General features: G+C 67.0%; 13 protein-coding genes. 11 read left to right on the top strand and 2 right to left on the bottom strand.

Annotation, left to right across the window (positions count from 1 at the left end; genetic code table 11):
- Positions 1-54: 54 nt before the first annotated feature.
- The 4 genes from CON76_RS02810 (at position 55) to holA (ending at position 5,642) form a co-directional block, all read left to right on the top strand.
- On the top strand, positions 55-1,113 hold the full coding sequence (locus CON76_RS02810; protein ID WP_101101851.1) for a protein-glutamate methylesterase/protein-glutamine glutaminase: 1,059 nt from the start codon (positions 55-57) through the stop codon (positions 1,111-1,113).
- A gap of 90 nt (positions 1,114-1,203) precedes the next feature.
- Positions 1,204-4,026, top strand: a complete 2,823-nt coding sequence (leuS, locus tag CON76_RS02805) for a leucine--tRNA ligase (protein WP_101101850.1) — start codon at positions 1,204-1,206, stop codon at positions 4,024-4,026.
- Entirely contained in the window at positions 4,026-4,586 is a 561-nt protein-coding gene (locus CON76_RS02800) for an LPS-assembly lipoprotein LptE (RefSeq protein WP_101101849.1), read from the top strand. Before leuS ends, CON76_RS02800 begins: the two co-directional genes overlap by 1 nt.
- A gap of 6 nt (positions 4,587-4,592) precedes the next feature.
- Positions 4,593-5,642 (top strand): DNA polymerase III subunit delta, encoded by a 1,050-nt coding sequence (gene holA, locus CON76_RS02795; protein WP_101101848.1) that lies wholly within the window; start codon positions 4,593-4,595, stop codon positions 5,640-5,642.
- Positions 5,643-5,663: 21 nt separating this feature from the next.
- On the opposite strand, the gene CON76_RS02790 is transcribed toward holA, so the two are convergent.
- Positions 5,664-6,662, bottom strand: a complete 999-nt coding sequence (locus CON76_RS02790; RefSeq protein ID WP_101101847.1) for an AraC-like ligand-binding domain-containing protein — start codon at positions 6,660-6,662, stop codon at positions 5,664-5,666.
- 169 nt (positions 6,663-6,831) lie between these two features.
- Here CON76_RS02790 and CON76_RS02785 point away from each other — a divergent pair, with 169 nt between their 5' ends.
- The 6 genes from CON76_RS02785 to CON76_RS02760 all read left to right on the top strand — a co-directional run bounded on the left by CON76_RS02785 (position 6,832) and on the right by CON76_RS02760 (position 12,636).
- Entirely contained in the window at positions 6,832-8,283 is a 1,452-nt protein-coding gene (locus tag CON76_RS02785; protein ID WP_101101846.1) for an aldehyde dehydrogenase, read from the top strand.
- A 39-nt stretch (positions 8,284-8,322) separates the two neighbouring features.
- A complete protein-coding gene (locus tag CON76_RS02780; RefSeq protein WP_240592735.1) occupies positions 8,323-8,628 on the top strand; it encodes a c-type cytochrome in 306 nt (101 codons plus the stop codon).
- Between the two features lie 13 nt (positions 8,629-8,641).
- Positions 8,642-9,181 carry a hypothetical protein gene (locus CON76_RS02775; protein ID WP_145995307.1) on the top strand — a complete coding sequence of 180 codons (540 nt, stop codon included), beginning with the start codon at positions 8,642-8,644 and terminating at the stop codon, positions 9,179-9,181.
- A gap of 16 nt (positions 9,182-9,197) precedes the next feature.
- Positions 9,198-10,757: an FAD-binding oxidoreductase gene (locus CON76_RS02770; protein ID WP_101101844.1), complete on the top strand. Its 1,560-nt coding sequence runs from the start codon at positions 9,198-9,200 to the stop codon at positions 10,755-10,757.
- Between the two features lie 148 nt (positions 10,758-10,905).
- Positions 10,906-11,802, top strand: coding sequence for a SphA family protein (locus CON76_RS02765; RefSeq protein ID WP_101101872.1), 897 nt, complete (start codon positions 10,906-10,908; stop codon positions 11,800-11,802).
- Between the two features lie 150 nt (positions 11,803-11,952).
- Positions 11,953-12,636, top strand: a complete 684-nt coding sequence (locus tag CON76_RS02760) for a HAMP domain-containing protein (protein WP_101101843.1) — start codon at positions 11,953-11,955, stop codon at positions 12,634-12,636.
- Here the strand turns inward: CON76_RS02760 and CON76_RS02755 are convergent.
- A complete protein-coding gene (locus CON76_RS02755) occupies positions 12,608-12,988 on the bottom strand; it encodes a rhodanese-like domain-containing protein (RefSeq protein WP_101101842.1) in 381 nt (126 codons plus the stop codon). The genes CON76_RS02760 and CON76_RS02755 overlap by 29 nt on opposite strands.
- 126 nt (positions 12,989-13,114) lie before the next feature.
- Here CON76_RS02755 and CON76_RS02750 point away from each other — a divergent pair.
- Positions 13,115-14,243: M48 family metalloprotease (locus CON76_RS02750; protein WP_101101841.1), on the top strand; the 1,129-nt coding region annotated here is incomplete at its 3' end.

Here is a 14,243-nt window from a genome sequence, read left to right as displayed (position 1 = left end):
GTGGCCGTTTGTGCCACACTTGCTCAGTGAGCAGCAAAGATGTGAGACAAGACAATGGCCAAAATCAAGGTGCTGGTGGTGGACGATTCGGCGGTGGTGCGCCAGGTGCTGACGGCGCAGCTGCAGGCCGACCCCGACATTGAGATGATTGGCGCCGCCGCCGACCCGCTGCTGGCCATGACGCGCATGCAAGTGCAGTGGCCCGACGTGATCGTGCTTGACATCGAGATGCCGCGCATGGACGGCATCACCTTTTTGAAGAAGATCATGGCCGAGCGGCCCACGCCGGTGGTGATCTGCTCCACCCTGACCGACAAGGGCACCGAGACCGCGATGGCGGCGCTCTCAGCCGGGGCGGTCAGCATCATCACCAAGCCCAAGATCGGGCTCAAGCAGTTCTTGAACGATGTGTCGGACGACCTCATCAGCGCGGTGAAGGCGGCGGCGCGGGCCAATGTGCGCCGCTTGCAGGTGGCGCCCAAGTTGACGGCGGACGCGGTGCTGCCCGCCGCCGACCACCGCAGCAGCGCGCTGTTGCGCACCACCGACCGCGTGGTGGCACTGGGCACGTCCACCGGCGGCACGCAGGCGCTGGAGGTGGTGCTGCGCGCGCTGCCGCGCATGAGCCCGGGCATCGTGATCGTGCAGCACATGCCCGAGCACTTCACGGCGGCGTTTGCCGAGCGGCTCAACGGCCTGTGCCAGATCGAGGTGCGCGAGGCGCGCCACAACGACCGCGTGGTGGCCGGGCGCGCCCTGATTGCACCCGGTGGCAAGCACATGCTGCTGCGGCGCAACGGCGCGCAGTACCACGTGGAGGTGGTGGACGGCCCGCTGGTGAACCGGCACCGCCCGTCGGTGGACGTGCTGTTCCGATCCGTGGCCAAGTGCGCCGGGGCCAATGCGCTGGGCGTCATCATGACCGGCATGGGCGACGACGGCGCCGCGGGCCTGCTGGAGATGCGCAAGGCCGGCGCCCAGACCGTGGGCCAGGACGAGGCCAGCTGCGTGGTCTATGGCATGCCCAAGGAGGCGGTCAAGCGCGGTGCGGTGGCCAAGGTGGTGCCACTGGACGCCATAGCGCGCGAGATCCAGTCCCAGCTGCTGCTGTGACGGCCAGTACAGGCCCCAAAGCCTAAAATAGCCCATCTCATCCATTCCTGGGGTTCGGCGCTGTGGCCGGGCCTGTTGCGTACCCTTCCCATGCAAGACCAATACAACCACCTGGCGGTGGAACGCGCCGCCCACGACCACTGGACCGCCCGCGACGCCTACCGCGTGAGCGAGGACAGCAACAAGCCCAAGTACTACGCGTGCTCCATGCTGCCCTACCCCAGCGGCAAGCTGCACATGGGCCATGTGCGCAACTACACCATCAACGACATGATCACGCGCCAGCTGCGCATGAAGGGCTACAACGTCCTCATGCCCATGGGCTGGGACGCGTTTGGCCTGCCCGCCGAGAACGCCGCCCTGAAGAACAAGGTGCCCCCGGCGCAGTGGACGTACTCCAACATCGCGTACATGAAGCAGCAGATGCAGGCCATGGGCCTGGCCATCGACTGGAGCCGCGAGATTGCCACTTGCCAGCCCGAGTACTACAAGTGGAACCAGTGGCTGTTTTTGAAGATGCTGGAAAAAGGCATTGCCTACCGCAAGACCCAGGTGGTGAACTGGGACCCGGTGGACCAGACCGTGCTCGCCAACGAGCAGGTGATCGACGGACGCGGCTGGCGCACCGGTGCGCCGGTGGAAAAGCGCGAAATTCCGGGCTACTACCTCAACATCACCGCCTACGCCGACGAGCTGCTGCAACACGTGCAGCTGGGCAACGAACAGGCCACGCTGGACGGCTGGCCCGACAAGGTGCGCCTGATGCAGGAAAACTGGATCGGCAAGAGCGAGGGCGTGCGCTTTGCCTTCCCGCACCAGATCCGGGGCCACGGCGGCAACCTGATTGGTGACGGCAAGCTGTACGTGTTCACCACCCGTGCCGACACCATCATGGGCGTGACCTTCTGCGCGGTGGCGGCGGAACACCCGCTGGCGCTGCACGCCGCCGAAGGCAACCCGGCACTGACCGCCTTTATTGAAGAATGCAAGACCGGCGGCACCACCGAAGCCGAGCTGGCCACGCAAGAGAAAAAAGGCATGCCCACCGGCCTGACCGTGACGCACCCATTGACCGGGGCCGACGTGCCGGTGTGGGTGGGCAACTACGTGCTGATGAACTACGGCGATGGCGCGGTGATGGGCGTGCCCGCGCACGACGAGCGCGATTTTGCGTTTGCGCTGAAGTACGGCATCGAGATCAAACAGGTTATTGCTGCTCCTTTGCATACCGACACCGCAGGGGCTGGGATGGTCGGGGGCGCGACCGACGAATCGGAGCTGGCGACTGAGGAGGGCGCGCACCCGGCCAGCGCAGCCCCGGATGCCAACGCCAAGGTATTCGACGCTACCCGCTGGCAAGACTGGTACGCCGACAAATCTGGCGCATTGGTGTGCGTCCATTCCGGCGTGCTGGATGGTCTGCCCTACAAGGCAGCGGTCAACAAAGTGGCCGAATTGCTGGCCGCCCAAGGCCTGGGCGAGAAGAAAACCACCTTCCGCCTGCGCGACTGGGGCATCAGCCGCCAGCGTTACTGGGGTACCCCCATTCCCATCATCCACTGCCCGCACCACGGCTCGGTGCCGGTGCCCGAGAAGGATTTGCCGGTGGTGCTGCCCGAAGACTGCGTGCCCGATGGCAGCGGCAACCCGCTGGTCAAGCACGAAGGCTTCCACGCCGGCGTGACCTGCCCCATCTGTGGCGAACCCGCACGGCGCGAAACCGACACCATGGACACCTTTGTGGACTCGTCGTGGTACTTTTTGCGCTACTGTGACCCGAAGAACGCCGAGGCCATGGTGGCCGAGGGCGCGCAGTACTGGATGCCGATGGACCAGTACATCGGTGGCATTGAACACGCCATCCTGCACCTGCTGTATGCGCGCTTCTGGACCAAGGTGATGCGCGACCTGGGTCTGGTCACGATCGACGAGCCGTTCAAGCGCCTGCTGACACAAGGCATGGTGCTCAACCACATCTACAGCCGCCGCACCGCCAAGGGCGGCAAGGAATACTTCTGGCCGCACGATGTGGACAACGTGCTGGACGCGGGCGGCAAGGTGGTCGGGGCCCAGCTCAAGCACGCGGTGGACAGCGCCGATGGCCTGCTGCCGGTGGGCACGCCCATCGACTACGAGGGCGTGGGCACCATGTCCAAGTCCAAGAACAACGGCGTGGATCCGCAAGACCTGATCGAAAAGTACGGTGCCGACACCGCGCGCCTGTACACCATGTTCACCGCCCCGCCCGAGGCCACGCTGGAGTGGAACGACGCGGCGGTGGAAGGCAGCTACCGCTTCCTGCGCCGGGTGTGGAACTTTGGGGTCAAACTGTCGCAGCTCGACCACGGCGTGGGCAGCGCCCAGACCGACGGCGCGCAGCAACTGGCCGATGTGGGCTTTGGCAAGGAAGCCAAGACGCTGCGCCGCGAGATCCACACCGTGCTCAAGCAGGTGGACTACGACTACCAACGCATGCAATACAACACCGTGGTGTCGGGCTGCATGAAGATGCTCAACGCGCTGGAGGACTTCAAGGCCGTGGAACAACCCGGCGGTTATGTGGCACTGATTGAAGGCTTTGGGATTTTGCTGCGCTGCCTGTACCCGGCCACGCCGCACATTGCGCACGCGCTGTGGGGCCAGCTGGGCTACGCCGCCGCGCCGCAATTGGGCGATTTGCTGGACGCACCGTGGCCGCAGGTGGATGCGGCCGCGCTGGTGCAGGACGAGATCGAACTGATGCTGCAGATCAACGGCAAGTTGCGTGGCTCCATTCTGGTGCCCGCCAGCGCCGACAAGGCCGCCATCGAAGCGGCGGCGGTGGCCAGCGAGCCGGTGCAGAAGCAAGCCAACGGTGCAGCGCCCAAAAAGGTGATTGTGGTACCGGGGCGCCTGGTCAACGTGGTGCTGTGATGCCGCACACACGCCAGCCCGCTGCGGTGGTGGGCGCCCCGGCGCGGCGCGCGCTGCTGGGCGGTGTGCTGGGTGCGGGCCTGGTGCTGGGCCTGGGCGGTTGCGGCTTCAGGTTGCGCGGCGCGCAGACGCTGCCGTTCCAGCGCATGCGCACCAACCTGTCGGAGCAGACCGCGCTGGGCCGCACCCTGCGCGCCCAGTTGCAGGCCAGTGGCGTGCAGCTGGTGGGCGATGCCCCCGTGCGCCCTGGCCAGCCGCCGGAGCCGGTGGACGTGGTGCTGCAGGTGCTGATCGACCGGCGCGAGCGCGCGGTGGTGGGCCAGACCGCCGCCGGCCAGGTGCGCGAGCTGCAGCTGCGCCAGCGCTTCACGTTCCGCGTCGGCACCCCGCTGGGGCAGGAGCTGATCGCCGAGACCGAGTTGCTGGAGGAGCGCGACCTGAGCTTCTCGGAAAACCTGGTGCTGGGCAAGGAGGCCGAAGAGGCGCTGCTCTACCGCGACATGGAACAGAACATTGCGCGCCAGCTGCTGTACCGGCTGGCGGCGCTCAAAGGGCTGTAACCGCCGATGCAAGTACCCGCCGCCCAGCTGGGCACGCACCTGGGGCGTGGCCTCAAGCCGCTCTACACCCTGCACGGCGACGATCCGCTGCTGGTGCAAGAAGCCGCCGACACCATCCGCGCCGCCGCGCGCGCACAGGGCCACAGCGAACGCACGGTGTTCACGGTGGCCGGGGCGCACTTCGACTGGAGCGCGGTGCTGGCCGCTGGCGGCGCGCTGAGCCTGTTTGCCGACAAGCAACTGGTGGAAATCCGCATCCCCTCGGGCAAGCCGGGCAAGGAAGGCTCGCAGGCCTTGCAGACCCTGGCCGCCAGCGCACCGGGCAACGACAGCGCGCTGACGCTGGTGCTGCTGCCCCGGCTCGACAGCGCCAGCCTCAAGAGCGGCTGGTTCACGGCGCTGGAGGCCCACGGCGTGGCGGTCAAGGTCGACCCGGTGGAGCGCGCCCAGCTGCCGCACTGGATTGCGCAGCGCCTGCAGCAGCAAGGCCAGCACGTGGCACCCGGCGACGAAGGCCAACGCACGCTGGCGTTCATGGCCGACCGGGTGGAAGGCAACCTGCTGGCCGCGCACCAGGAAATCCAGAAACTCGGGCTGCTCTACCCGCCGGGCGAGCTGGGCTGGGAACAGGTGGAAAGCGCGGTGCTCAACGTGGCGCGCTACGACCCCTTCAAGCTGGCCGAGGCGGTGCTGGACGGGCAGCAGGCGCGCGCGCAGCGCATGCTGGATGGCTTGCAGGCCGAAGGAGAAGCCGCGGTGCTGGTGCATTGGGCACTGGCCGACGACATCCGTAGCCTGTACCACGTCAAGCGCGCGCTGGCGGCGGGCAAGCCGCTGCCGATGGCGTTGCGCGAACAACGGGTGTGGGGCCCCAAGGAAAAGCGTTTCGAGCGCGTGTTGCCGCGCCTCTCAGGCCCGCAGCTGGCGCAGTGGCTGCAAGACGCGCACATGGTGGACGGCATCGTCAAAGGGCTGAAATACCCCGGCTGGCCGGTAGAACCGTGGCAGGCGCTGCACCGGCTGGCGCTGGGGGTGTGCCGCGCCTGCGGGCGCTGAAGCCGCCGCCCCTGCAGCCGCTCAGGCTTCCTCGGGCGCGAAGCCGGGCAGTGCCTCGGGCAACAGCAGCTGGCGCTGCGTGGCGTGGCGGAAGTCGCTCGGCGGCAACCCGGCGTGCTCGCGGAACACGCGGCTGAAGTGCGCCGCGTTGTTGAAGCCCCATGAGAACGCGATCTCGGTGATGGTGCGGCTGGCGTGCTGCGGGTTCTTCAGGTCGCGCATACAGGCTTGCAGGCGGCGGCGCAGAATGTAGTGTGCCAGTGTGTCTTCCTCGTCGGCAAAGGCTTTGTGCAGCAGGCGTTTGCTGCAATTGAGCGCCTGCGCAATGCGGTCGATGGACAGGTGCGGGTCGCGCAAGTGGCGGCCAATGAAGTCGCGGATGCGGTCTTTAAACGCTTCCATTTGCGTGGCAGGGGTGCTGCGCCCGGCCAACTCCTGCAGCGACAGGCTGACCAGCTCCACGATCAGCTCGCCCGCGCCGCGTGCGGCGGCTTCGGTCATGGCGGGCAGCTCCTGGAAGGTGCTGCGCATGGTCTCGAGCGCCACGCGCGAGATGCCGCTGGCCCCGCCCACGTGGCGCCCCATCAGCGCGTCCAGGCGCAGGCCGCGCTCCACCAGCGGCTCCTTGGGCAGCATGACGATCAGGTGCTCGGTGCGCTCGGGGTTGGCCACCTCGTAGCTGCCGGTGGTGTCGTAGATGGCCCAGCCGCCGGGGCGCACCCAAGCCTGGCGGCCAAACTGCTCCAGCGCGGCGCTGCCCTGCCACGGGGCCACGATTTTGAAGTAGGCGTTGTCGCTGCCGCGCGGCGGCTCGGTGCGCACCACGCGGTGGCGGTTGGCTTCCAGCCGGGTCATCACTACCTCGCCCGCGTGCGCGGTGTGCAGGCGACCATCGAACACTTGGTCACCGTAAAAGTCGGCGTGCAACCCGGCAAACAGGTGCGACATCCAACTGCACCACGCGCTGGCGCTGTCGGCCAGCGGGACGTTGTCGGTGGAAAGGATCTGGCCCTTGTGCATGGTGGGCAGATTATCCGCGCCTGTGCGCAGCGGGGCAAGCGCCGGTTAGGGAATGTCCTATGCACCGTGCGCGCTCAGTCAAGCACACTGTGCCCTCTGAGCAAAGTACGGTGGGGCCGCTGTTTTTAACATCAGGCCGTTTGCAATCTTCTTGACACAGCGAGTCCACATGATCGACATCCAGATGCTGATAGGCGGCACCCAGCGCGCCGCCGCCAACGGGGCCACCTTTGAACGCCGCAACCCGCTGGATCACAGCGTGGCCACCCGCGCCCCCGCCGCCACTGTGGAGGATGCCAAGGCCGCCGTCGAGGCTGCCGCCAAGGCGTTCCCGGTCTGGTCGGCCATGGGCCCGGGTGAACGCCGCACGCTGCTGATGAAGGCCGCGCAGGCGCTCGAGGCCAAGGGCGAGGCCATTGCCGCCGCCATGGCCGCCGAGACCGGCGCTTCGGGCATCTGGGCGCACTTCAACGTCCACTTGGGCGCCGACATGCTGCTGGAGGCCGCTGCCATCACCACCCAGATCAGCGGCGAGGTGATTCCGTCCAACGTGCCGGGCAACGTGGCCATGGCCGTGCGCCAGCCCGCCGGTGTGGTGCTGGGCATTGCGCCGTGGAACGCGCCGGTGATCCTGGGCGTGCGCGCCATCTCGACCCCACTGGCCTGCGGCAACACCGTGATCCTGAAGGGCTCGGAGCTGTGCCCGGCCACGCACGGCCTCATCATTGAGGCGCTGCAAGAAGCCGGCCTGCCCCCGGGTGTGGTCAACTTCGTTACCAACGCGCCGCAGGACGCCGGTGCGGTGGTGGACGCCATCGTGGCGCACCCAGCCCTGCGCCGCGTCAACTTCACCGGCTCCACCAAGGTGGGCAAGCTGATTGCACAGACCTGCGCCAAGTACCTCAAGCCCGCCGTGCTGGAACTGGGCGGCAAGGCCCCGTTCGTGGTGCTGGACGACGCTGACCTGGACGCCGCCGTGGCCGCCGCCACCTTTGGCGCCTTTGCCAACTCGGGCCAGATCTGCATGTCCACCGAACGCATCATTGTGGACGCCGCCGTGGCCGACACCTTTGTGGCCAAGTTGGCCGAGCGCGCCAAGGCCCTGCCGCTGGGCGACCCGCGCCTGGGCCCGGTGGTGCTGGGTTCGGTGGTGGATCAAGCCACCGTGGATCGTTGCAACGCGCTGATCGACGACGCGCTGGCCAAGGGCGCCACGCTGGTGTGCGGTGGCAAGGCCACCAACACGCTGATGCCCGCCACGCTGCTGGACCACGTCACGCCCGAGATGCACATCTACCAGGAAGAAACCTTTGCCCCGGTCAAGGCCATCGTGCGCGTCAACGGCGTCGAGGAAGCCGTGGCTTGCGCCAACGACAACGAGTTCGGCCTGGCCGCCGCCGTGTTTGGCCGCGATGTGTCGCGCGCCTGGCAAGTGGCCAACCGCATCGAATCGGGCATTTGCCACGTCAACGGCCCCACCGTGCACAACGAGGCGCAGATGCCCTTTGGCGGTGTCAAGGCCTCGGGCTATGGCCGCTTTGGTGGCAAGGCGGGCATCGACGCCTTCACCGAGTTGCGCTGGATCACGGTGCAAAACGCCCCGCGCCACTACCCGTTCTGAACCTGAACAACACCCCCGTTTTTTGCAGAGGAGCACGCTTTGAGATTTCACCTGGCATCCACCCTGGGGCTGGCCGCCCTGGCGCTGACACTGGCACAGCCAGCGGCCGCGCAACATTCTGTTGGCAAGGGCCAGCAGTACTACGAGACAATCTGCGCCAAGTGCCGCGACGCCAGCGTTGGCATCGGGCCGGCGCTGTTTGGCCGCGGCTTCACCGAGCAGGCGTACGTCAGCATCGCGCGCAACGGCAACCGCGCCATGCCGGCGTTTCGCGTGAGCGACATTGACGACGCCACGTTGCAGGAGCTGGCGCACTACCTGGCCACCACCCCACCCAAAAAGTAAACAAGGAGCCACCATGAGCACAGATAGACGCATGGTTCTGAAAGGCCTGGCCGCCGCAGGGCTGGCCATGACCGGCATCTCTTCCTGGGCCGCCACTGCCGGCTCACCCGCCTTGGGCGCCGCCGCTGGCGTGCCCGCCGGTGCGGCGCTGAACGTGACCTCGCTGGTCAGTGGCGCCGCGCTGGACGGTGCCTTTGTGCAGGGCGTGCAGAACGCGGTGGGCGTGCAGGCGGCCACGCAGTGGTCGGGCCAACGCCTGCAAGGGCTGGACGCGGCCACCTTCACGCGCCTCAACGCCATGCTGCACGACGGCACCCCCACCCTGTTGGTGGGCCTGGTGGACGACGCCAGCGCCACACTGGTGCTGGACTTGGTGCGCTCCGCCGGTGGCCGCGTGCTGCAAGCCGAACACCACCGCGTGGGCCGTGGCCCCGTGGCCGAGCAGTGGGCGCAACAACTGGGCCAGACCCTGGCCAGTGGCAAGACCGCCGAACTGGGCAACGCCGCCGATGTGGGCGGCACCGCCTACGTTTCTTTGAGCTGTGTGATTTGAACCGGAAACCCATCCCATGAAGAAAACAAGCAGCAAATACATGGCACTGCCCAAGGGCGTGTCCGAAGCCCGCTTTGACGAGGCGATCAAGAAGTTCCAGGCCGCGCTGGGCGCTGAACACGTGCTGACCTCGCTGGAGCACATCAAGCCCTACAACAAGATCATGATGTCGGTGCCCGACGAGCAGCACACCCCATCGGCGGTGCTGATGGCCACCAGCGTGGAACAAGTGCAGGCCGTCGTCAAGGTCTGCAACGAGTACAAGATCCCGGTGTGGACCATCTCCACAGGCCGCAACTTTGGTTATGGCTCTGCTGCGCCGGTCAAGCGCGGCCAAATTGTGCTGGATCTGCACAAGATGAACAAGATCATCCACATCGACCCGGAACTGTGTACCGCGTTGGTGGAACCGGGTGTGACCTACCAGCAGTTGTACGACTACATTGAAGACAACAAGCTGCCGCTGATGTTGTCGTTCTCGGCCCCGTCGGCCATTGCGGGCCCGGTGGGCAACACCATGGACCGTGGCGTGGGCTACACCCCCTACGGCGAGCACTTTTTGATGCAGTGCGGCATGGAGCTGGTGCTGGCCAACGGCGATGTGTACCGCACCGGCATGGGCGGTGTCAAAGGCGACAAGGCTTGGCAGGTGTTCAAGTGGGGTTACGGCCCAACGCTGGACGGTATGTTCACGCAGTCGAACTACGGCATCTGCACCAAGATGGGCTTCTGGCTCATGCCCAAGCCGCCGGTGTTCAAACCGTTCGAGATCAAGTTCGACAACGAAGCCGACATCAACGAAATTGTGGAAATGCTGCGCCCACTGCGCATTGCCAACATCATCCCCAACGCGGTGGTGATTGCGGGCACACTGTGGGAAGCCGCCACCTGTGGCGTGCGCCGTTCCGACTACACCACCGCACCGGGCGCAACCCCCGAGTCGGTGCTGGCCCAAATCCGCAAGGACAAGCACTTGGGTGCTTGGAACGTGTACTGCGCCCTGTACGGCAGCCCCGAGCAGGTGGAGGTGAACTGGAAGATCGTCACCGAGACCATCAAGCGCGCTGGCAAGGGCAAGATCGTGACGCAAGAAGAAGCGGGCGATACCCAGCCGTTCAAGTACCGTGCGCAACTGATGTCGGGCGTGCCCAACCTGCAAGAGTTTGGCCTGTACAACTGGCGTGGGGGTGGTGGCTCGATGTGGTTTGCCCCGGTCAGCCAAGCGCGCGGCAGCGAGTGCGACGCGCAGTTCGGGCTGGCCAAGAGCATCCTCAACAAGCACGGCCTGGACTATGTGGGCGAGTTCATCGTCGGCTGGCGCGACATGCACCACGTGATTGACGTGCTGTACGACCGCAGCAGCGAAGAGGAAACCCAGCGCGCCAACGCCTGCTTTGCCGAGCTGCTGGACGAGTTCGAGAAGCGTGGCTACGCGGTGTACCGCGTCAACACCGCGTTCCAGGAGCGCGTGGCCAACAGCTATGGCCCGGTCAAGCGCCGCCTGGAGCGCACGCTCAAACGCGCGCTGGATCCGAACGGCATTCTGTCGCCCGGCAAGTGCGGCATCGACATCTGATGCCCTGACGCCCGCCGCGCCGGCCCCGGGCCGGTGCTGCCAGAACCCCCTGCAGGAATGACCCCAGCCCCCACCGGGCCGGGACATTCCTGTTTTTTTGCCCCATCACCCACCACAACCACCCGAAACGAGGAGACCGACCACCATGATGCACCGCACCCGTACCGCCCGCTTCCTTCCCACCGCCCTGGCCCTGGCCGCTGCCCTGCTGGCCGGTGCCGCGCACGCCGAAGGCCATTACGTCACTGGCGTGGAAGGCCTGCAAGGCTCCAGCGTGCCGCCTGCGGGCAACTACTACCTGGGCTACCTGGTGCACTACGACATCAACAGCTTTCGCGCCCCCAACGACGCCAAGCTCAAGGGCGACGGCAAGGTGACGGCGCTGGTCAACCGCTTCGTCAAGATCACCGACACCAAGCTGCTGGGCGCCGACTACGGCTTTGAGACCATCATCCCCGTCATCCGCAAATCGCTCAACGTGGGTGGTTTTGACGGCAGCGACAGCGGCGTGGGTGACGTGTACCTGGGCCCGCTGGTGCTGGGTTGGCACGGCCCGCAGTGGGACGCCGTGGCCGCTGCTGGCCTGTGGCTCGACACCGCCAGCCACAAGAACACCGATCCGTCGTTGCCCGGCAACGGCTACAAGTCCACCATGCTCACCGGTGGCGTGACGTACTACTTCGACCCGGCCAAGTCCATCTCGGGCTCGGCGCTGTTCCGCTTTGAGCGCCACGGCAAGAACGACGCCGGCATCCGCCCGGGCAACCAGTTGTCGCTGGAGTGGGGCGTGGGCAAGAACCTGGGCGCTTACCAGCTGGGCGTGGTGGGCTACAGCCAGTGGCAGCTGAGCGAGGACAGCGGCCCGGGTGCCAATAACCTGAAATCGTCCAAGCACGCGCTGGGCGCCGAGGTGGTGTACCCGGTGCCGGGTGCGGGCATGTTCCTCAAGGGCGCGTTCTACAAGGAATACAGCGTCGAGGGCGGTGGCGGTGCCCCGAGCGCCAAGGGCAACATGCTGCGCGCCACGCTGGTCAAGGCGTTCTGATACCGCAATCCTGTCTCCTGTTCAGCGGGATTTTTGCAACGGTAGCGGCCACACGGTCGCCACCGTTTTTTTTGCGCCTGTTGGTGCCGCAACCACCACAACGCGCTTGCTCAAGGCTGACGTCATCACGTCACGCTGCTGACGCTGGCGGTGCTGGCGGGCCAGTACCTGAGCTGGGTCTGGCTGTGGCCGGTGCCGCTGCTGGGGGCGTGGCTGATGCGCTGGCACAACACGCTCATCATCGTCAACCCGGTGCGCGCGCTGCTGGCCGAGGCTCGGCTGCTGGCGGCGGGCGACCTTACCAGCACCGCGCTGGTGAGCCGCCCGGGCGTGATTGGCCAGCTGCAGCAGGCCATGGCGCAGCTGGCGGTCAACCTGCGTACGGTGGTGCAGGATGTGCGCGTCGAATCCAAGGATTTGCACGACGCGCTGCAAAAGATTGCAGCAGGCAACCGCGACCTGTCGCAACGCACCGAAAGCACCGCCAGCAGCCTGGAGCAGACCGCCGCCTCGATGGACCAGCTCAACGGCACCGTGCGCGATAGCGCCCAGGCCGCGCAGACGGCGGCCGAACAATCGCGCCACACCGCCACCGAGCAGCTGCAGGGCATCACCCAGGTCAGCGAGGTGATCACGCACCTGGACGGCGTGACGCAGAAGAACGCGGCAATGGTGGAGGAGCTGGCCAACACCGCCAGCGTGCTCTACACCAAGTCCGACGCGCTGGGGCGCTCGATGCAGCTGTTCCGCCTGCAGGCGGGCGAGACCACGCTGGCGCAGCTCGATGCGGTGCAGCTGCGTGCCGTCAGTCGAACGACGGCACCTCGGGCTTGACAACCGGCTTGCCCGCCGCCACCCAGGCATCAAAGCCGCCGGCGATGGACTGCACGTTGAGGTAGCCCATCTGGCGCATGGCAGCAGCGGCCAGCGCCGCGCGGCCGCTGGTCTTGCAGTACAGCACGAACTTGAGGCTGCGGTCGCCCAGCTGCGGCGCGTTGCTGAGCTTGAACTCCAGCAGCCCGCGCGACAGGTGGATGGCGCCGGGCAGGTGGCCGCTGGCAAACTCGTCGGCCTCGCGCACGTCCACCAGCACATCGGCCTGGCGGATGGCGTCGTCGGCCTCGGCAACGGAGACTTCGGTGATGTGGGCCTTGGCATCGGCCACCAGGTCGTGGGCGTTTTTCATGGGGTTGCTTCCTGCGCAAAGATAGGGTGACGGGTATTCTGGCAGCATTTGCCGGGCGCTGGCCGTTGCGTCCACAATAAGGGCTCCACCCTGTTCTTGCGTGCGCCTGGGCGCACCCCTTGCTCCATGTTGCCGTTTCACCGCTTTTGCCGCCTGGGCCCGCCACGCCGGGCCGCCGCTGGCCTGGCCCTGCTGCTGGCCGCCAGCGCCAGCACCGCGCCCTTGCATGGTGCGGCACAACACGTTGCGGTGGCCAGCACGCCCGCGTTCAGCCCCAACCTGCCCGCGCTGGGCGACGACGGCGCCTTGCCCCTGAGCGAGGAGCGCCGCATTGGCGACCGCATCGTGCGCGGCATCTACCGCGACCCCGACCACCTGGACGACCCGGCGCTGCAAGCCTACCTGCAACGCATCTGGCAGCCGCTGCTGGCGGCGGCGCAGGCGCGCGGCGAGGTCTCGCCCGAACTGGCCGAGCGCTTTGCCTGGCAGCTGCTGCTGGCGCGCGACCGCAGCATCAACGCCTTTGCGCTGCCGGGGGGCTACTTTGGCGTGCATCTGGGGCTGATGGCCAGCGTGGCCACGGCGGACGAACTCGCCTCGGTGCTGGCGCACGAGTTGAGCCACGTCTCGCAACGCCACATTGCGCGCCTGCTGACGCAGCAGGAACGCACCGCCCCATGGATGGTGGCGGCGATGGTGCTGGGCGCACTGGCCGCCAGCCAAAGCAAAAACGCCGACCTGGCCGGGGCCGCCATTGCCGGTGGGCAGGCGGTGGCGCTGCAGTCGCAGCTCAACTTCTCGCGCGACATGGAGCGCGAAGCCGACCGCGTGGGCTTTGGCGTCTTGTCCGAGGCCGGGTTCGAGCGCAGCGGCTTCGTCACCATGTTCGACAAATTGCAACAGGCCGCGCGGCTCAACGACGACGGCAGCTTTGCCTACCTGCGCAGCCACCCGCTCACCACCGAACGCATCGCCGACATGCGCGCCCGTGTGCAACTCGATGCCGACCCTGGCCACAGCAGCGCCGAACACACCCGCCACGACGCCAGTGCCACCGCCATCCACCCCAGCTACCACGCCCTGATGGCCGCGCGCGCCCGCGTGCTGGCCGAAACCGACATCGACCGCCTGCGCGCGCTGGTGCGCCACGGCGATGCCAGCGCCAGCGCTCCCTTGCACGATGCCACCACCCTGGGCGCCCGCTACGCCGCCACCCTGGCCGCCGCCCGGCTGCGCAACGCCCCCGCCGCCCTGC

Source organism: Macromonas bipunctata (assembly GCF_002837135.1).
Classification (GTDB): domain Bacteria; phylum Pseudomonadota; class Gammaproteobacteria; order Burkholderiales; family Burkholderiaceae_C; genus Macromonas_A; species Macromonas_A bipunctata.
This window is presented reverse-complemented; position numbering and strand designations above follow the sequence as displayed.

Coding starts and splice junctions, on each gene's coding strand:
- leuS (WP_101101850.1), top strand. CDS start 1,204: ATGCAAGACCAATACAACCACCTGGCGGTGGAACGCGCCGCCCACGAC.
- CON76_RS02765 (WP_101101872.1), top strand. CDS start 10,906: ATGCACCGCACCCGTACCGCCCGCTTCCTTCCCACCGCCCTGGCCCTG.
- CON76_RS02785 (WP_101101846.1), top strand. CDS start 6,832: ATGATCGACATCCAGATGCTGATAGGCGGCACCCAGCGCGCCGCCGCC.
- CON76_RS02800 (WP_101101849.1), top strand. CDS start 4,026: ATGCCGCACACACGCCAGCCCGCTGCGGTGGTGGGCGCCCCGGCGCGG.
- CON76_RS02790 (WP_101101847.1), bottom strand. CDS start 6,662: ATGCACAAGGGCCAGATCCTTTCCACCGACAACGTCCCGCTGGCCGAC.
- CON76_RS02755 (WP_101101842.1), bottom strand. CDS start 12,988: ATGAAAAACGCCCACGACCTGGTGGCCGATGCCAAGGCCCACATCACC.
- CON76_RS02810 (WP_101101851.1), top strand. CDS start 55: ATGGCCAAAATCAAGGTGCTGGTGGTGGACGATTCGGCGGTGGTGCGC.
- CON76_RS02775 (WP_145995307.1), top strand. CDS start 8,642: ATGAGCACAGATAGACGCATGGTTCTGAAAGGCCTGGCCGCCGCAGGG.
- CON76_RS02770 (WP_101101844.1), top strand. CDS start 9,198: ATGAAGAAAACAAGCAGCAAATACATGGCACTGCCCAAGGGCGTGTCC.
- holA (WP_101101848.1), top strand. CDS start 4,593: ATGCAAGTACCCGCCGCCCAGCTGGGCACGCACCTGGGGCGTGGCCTC.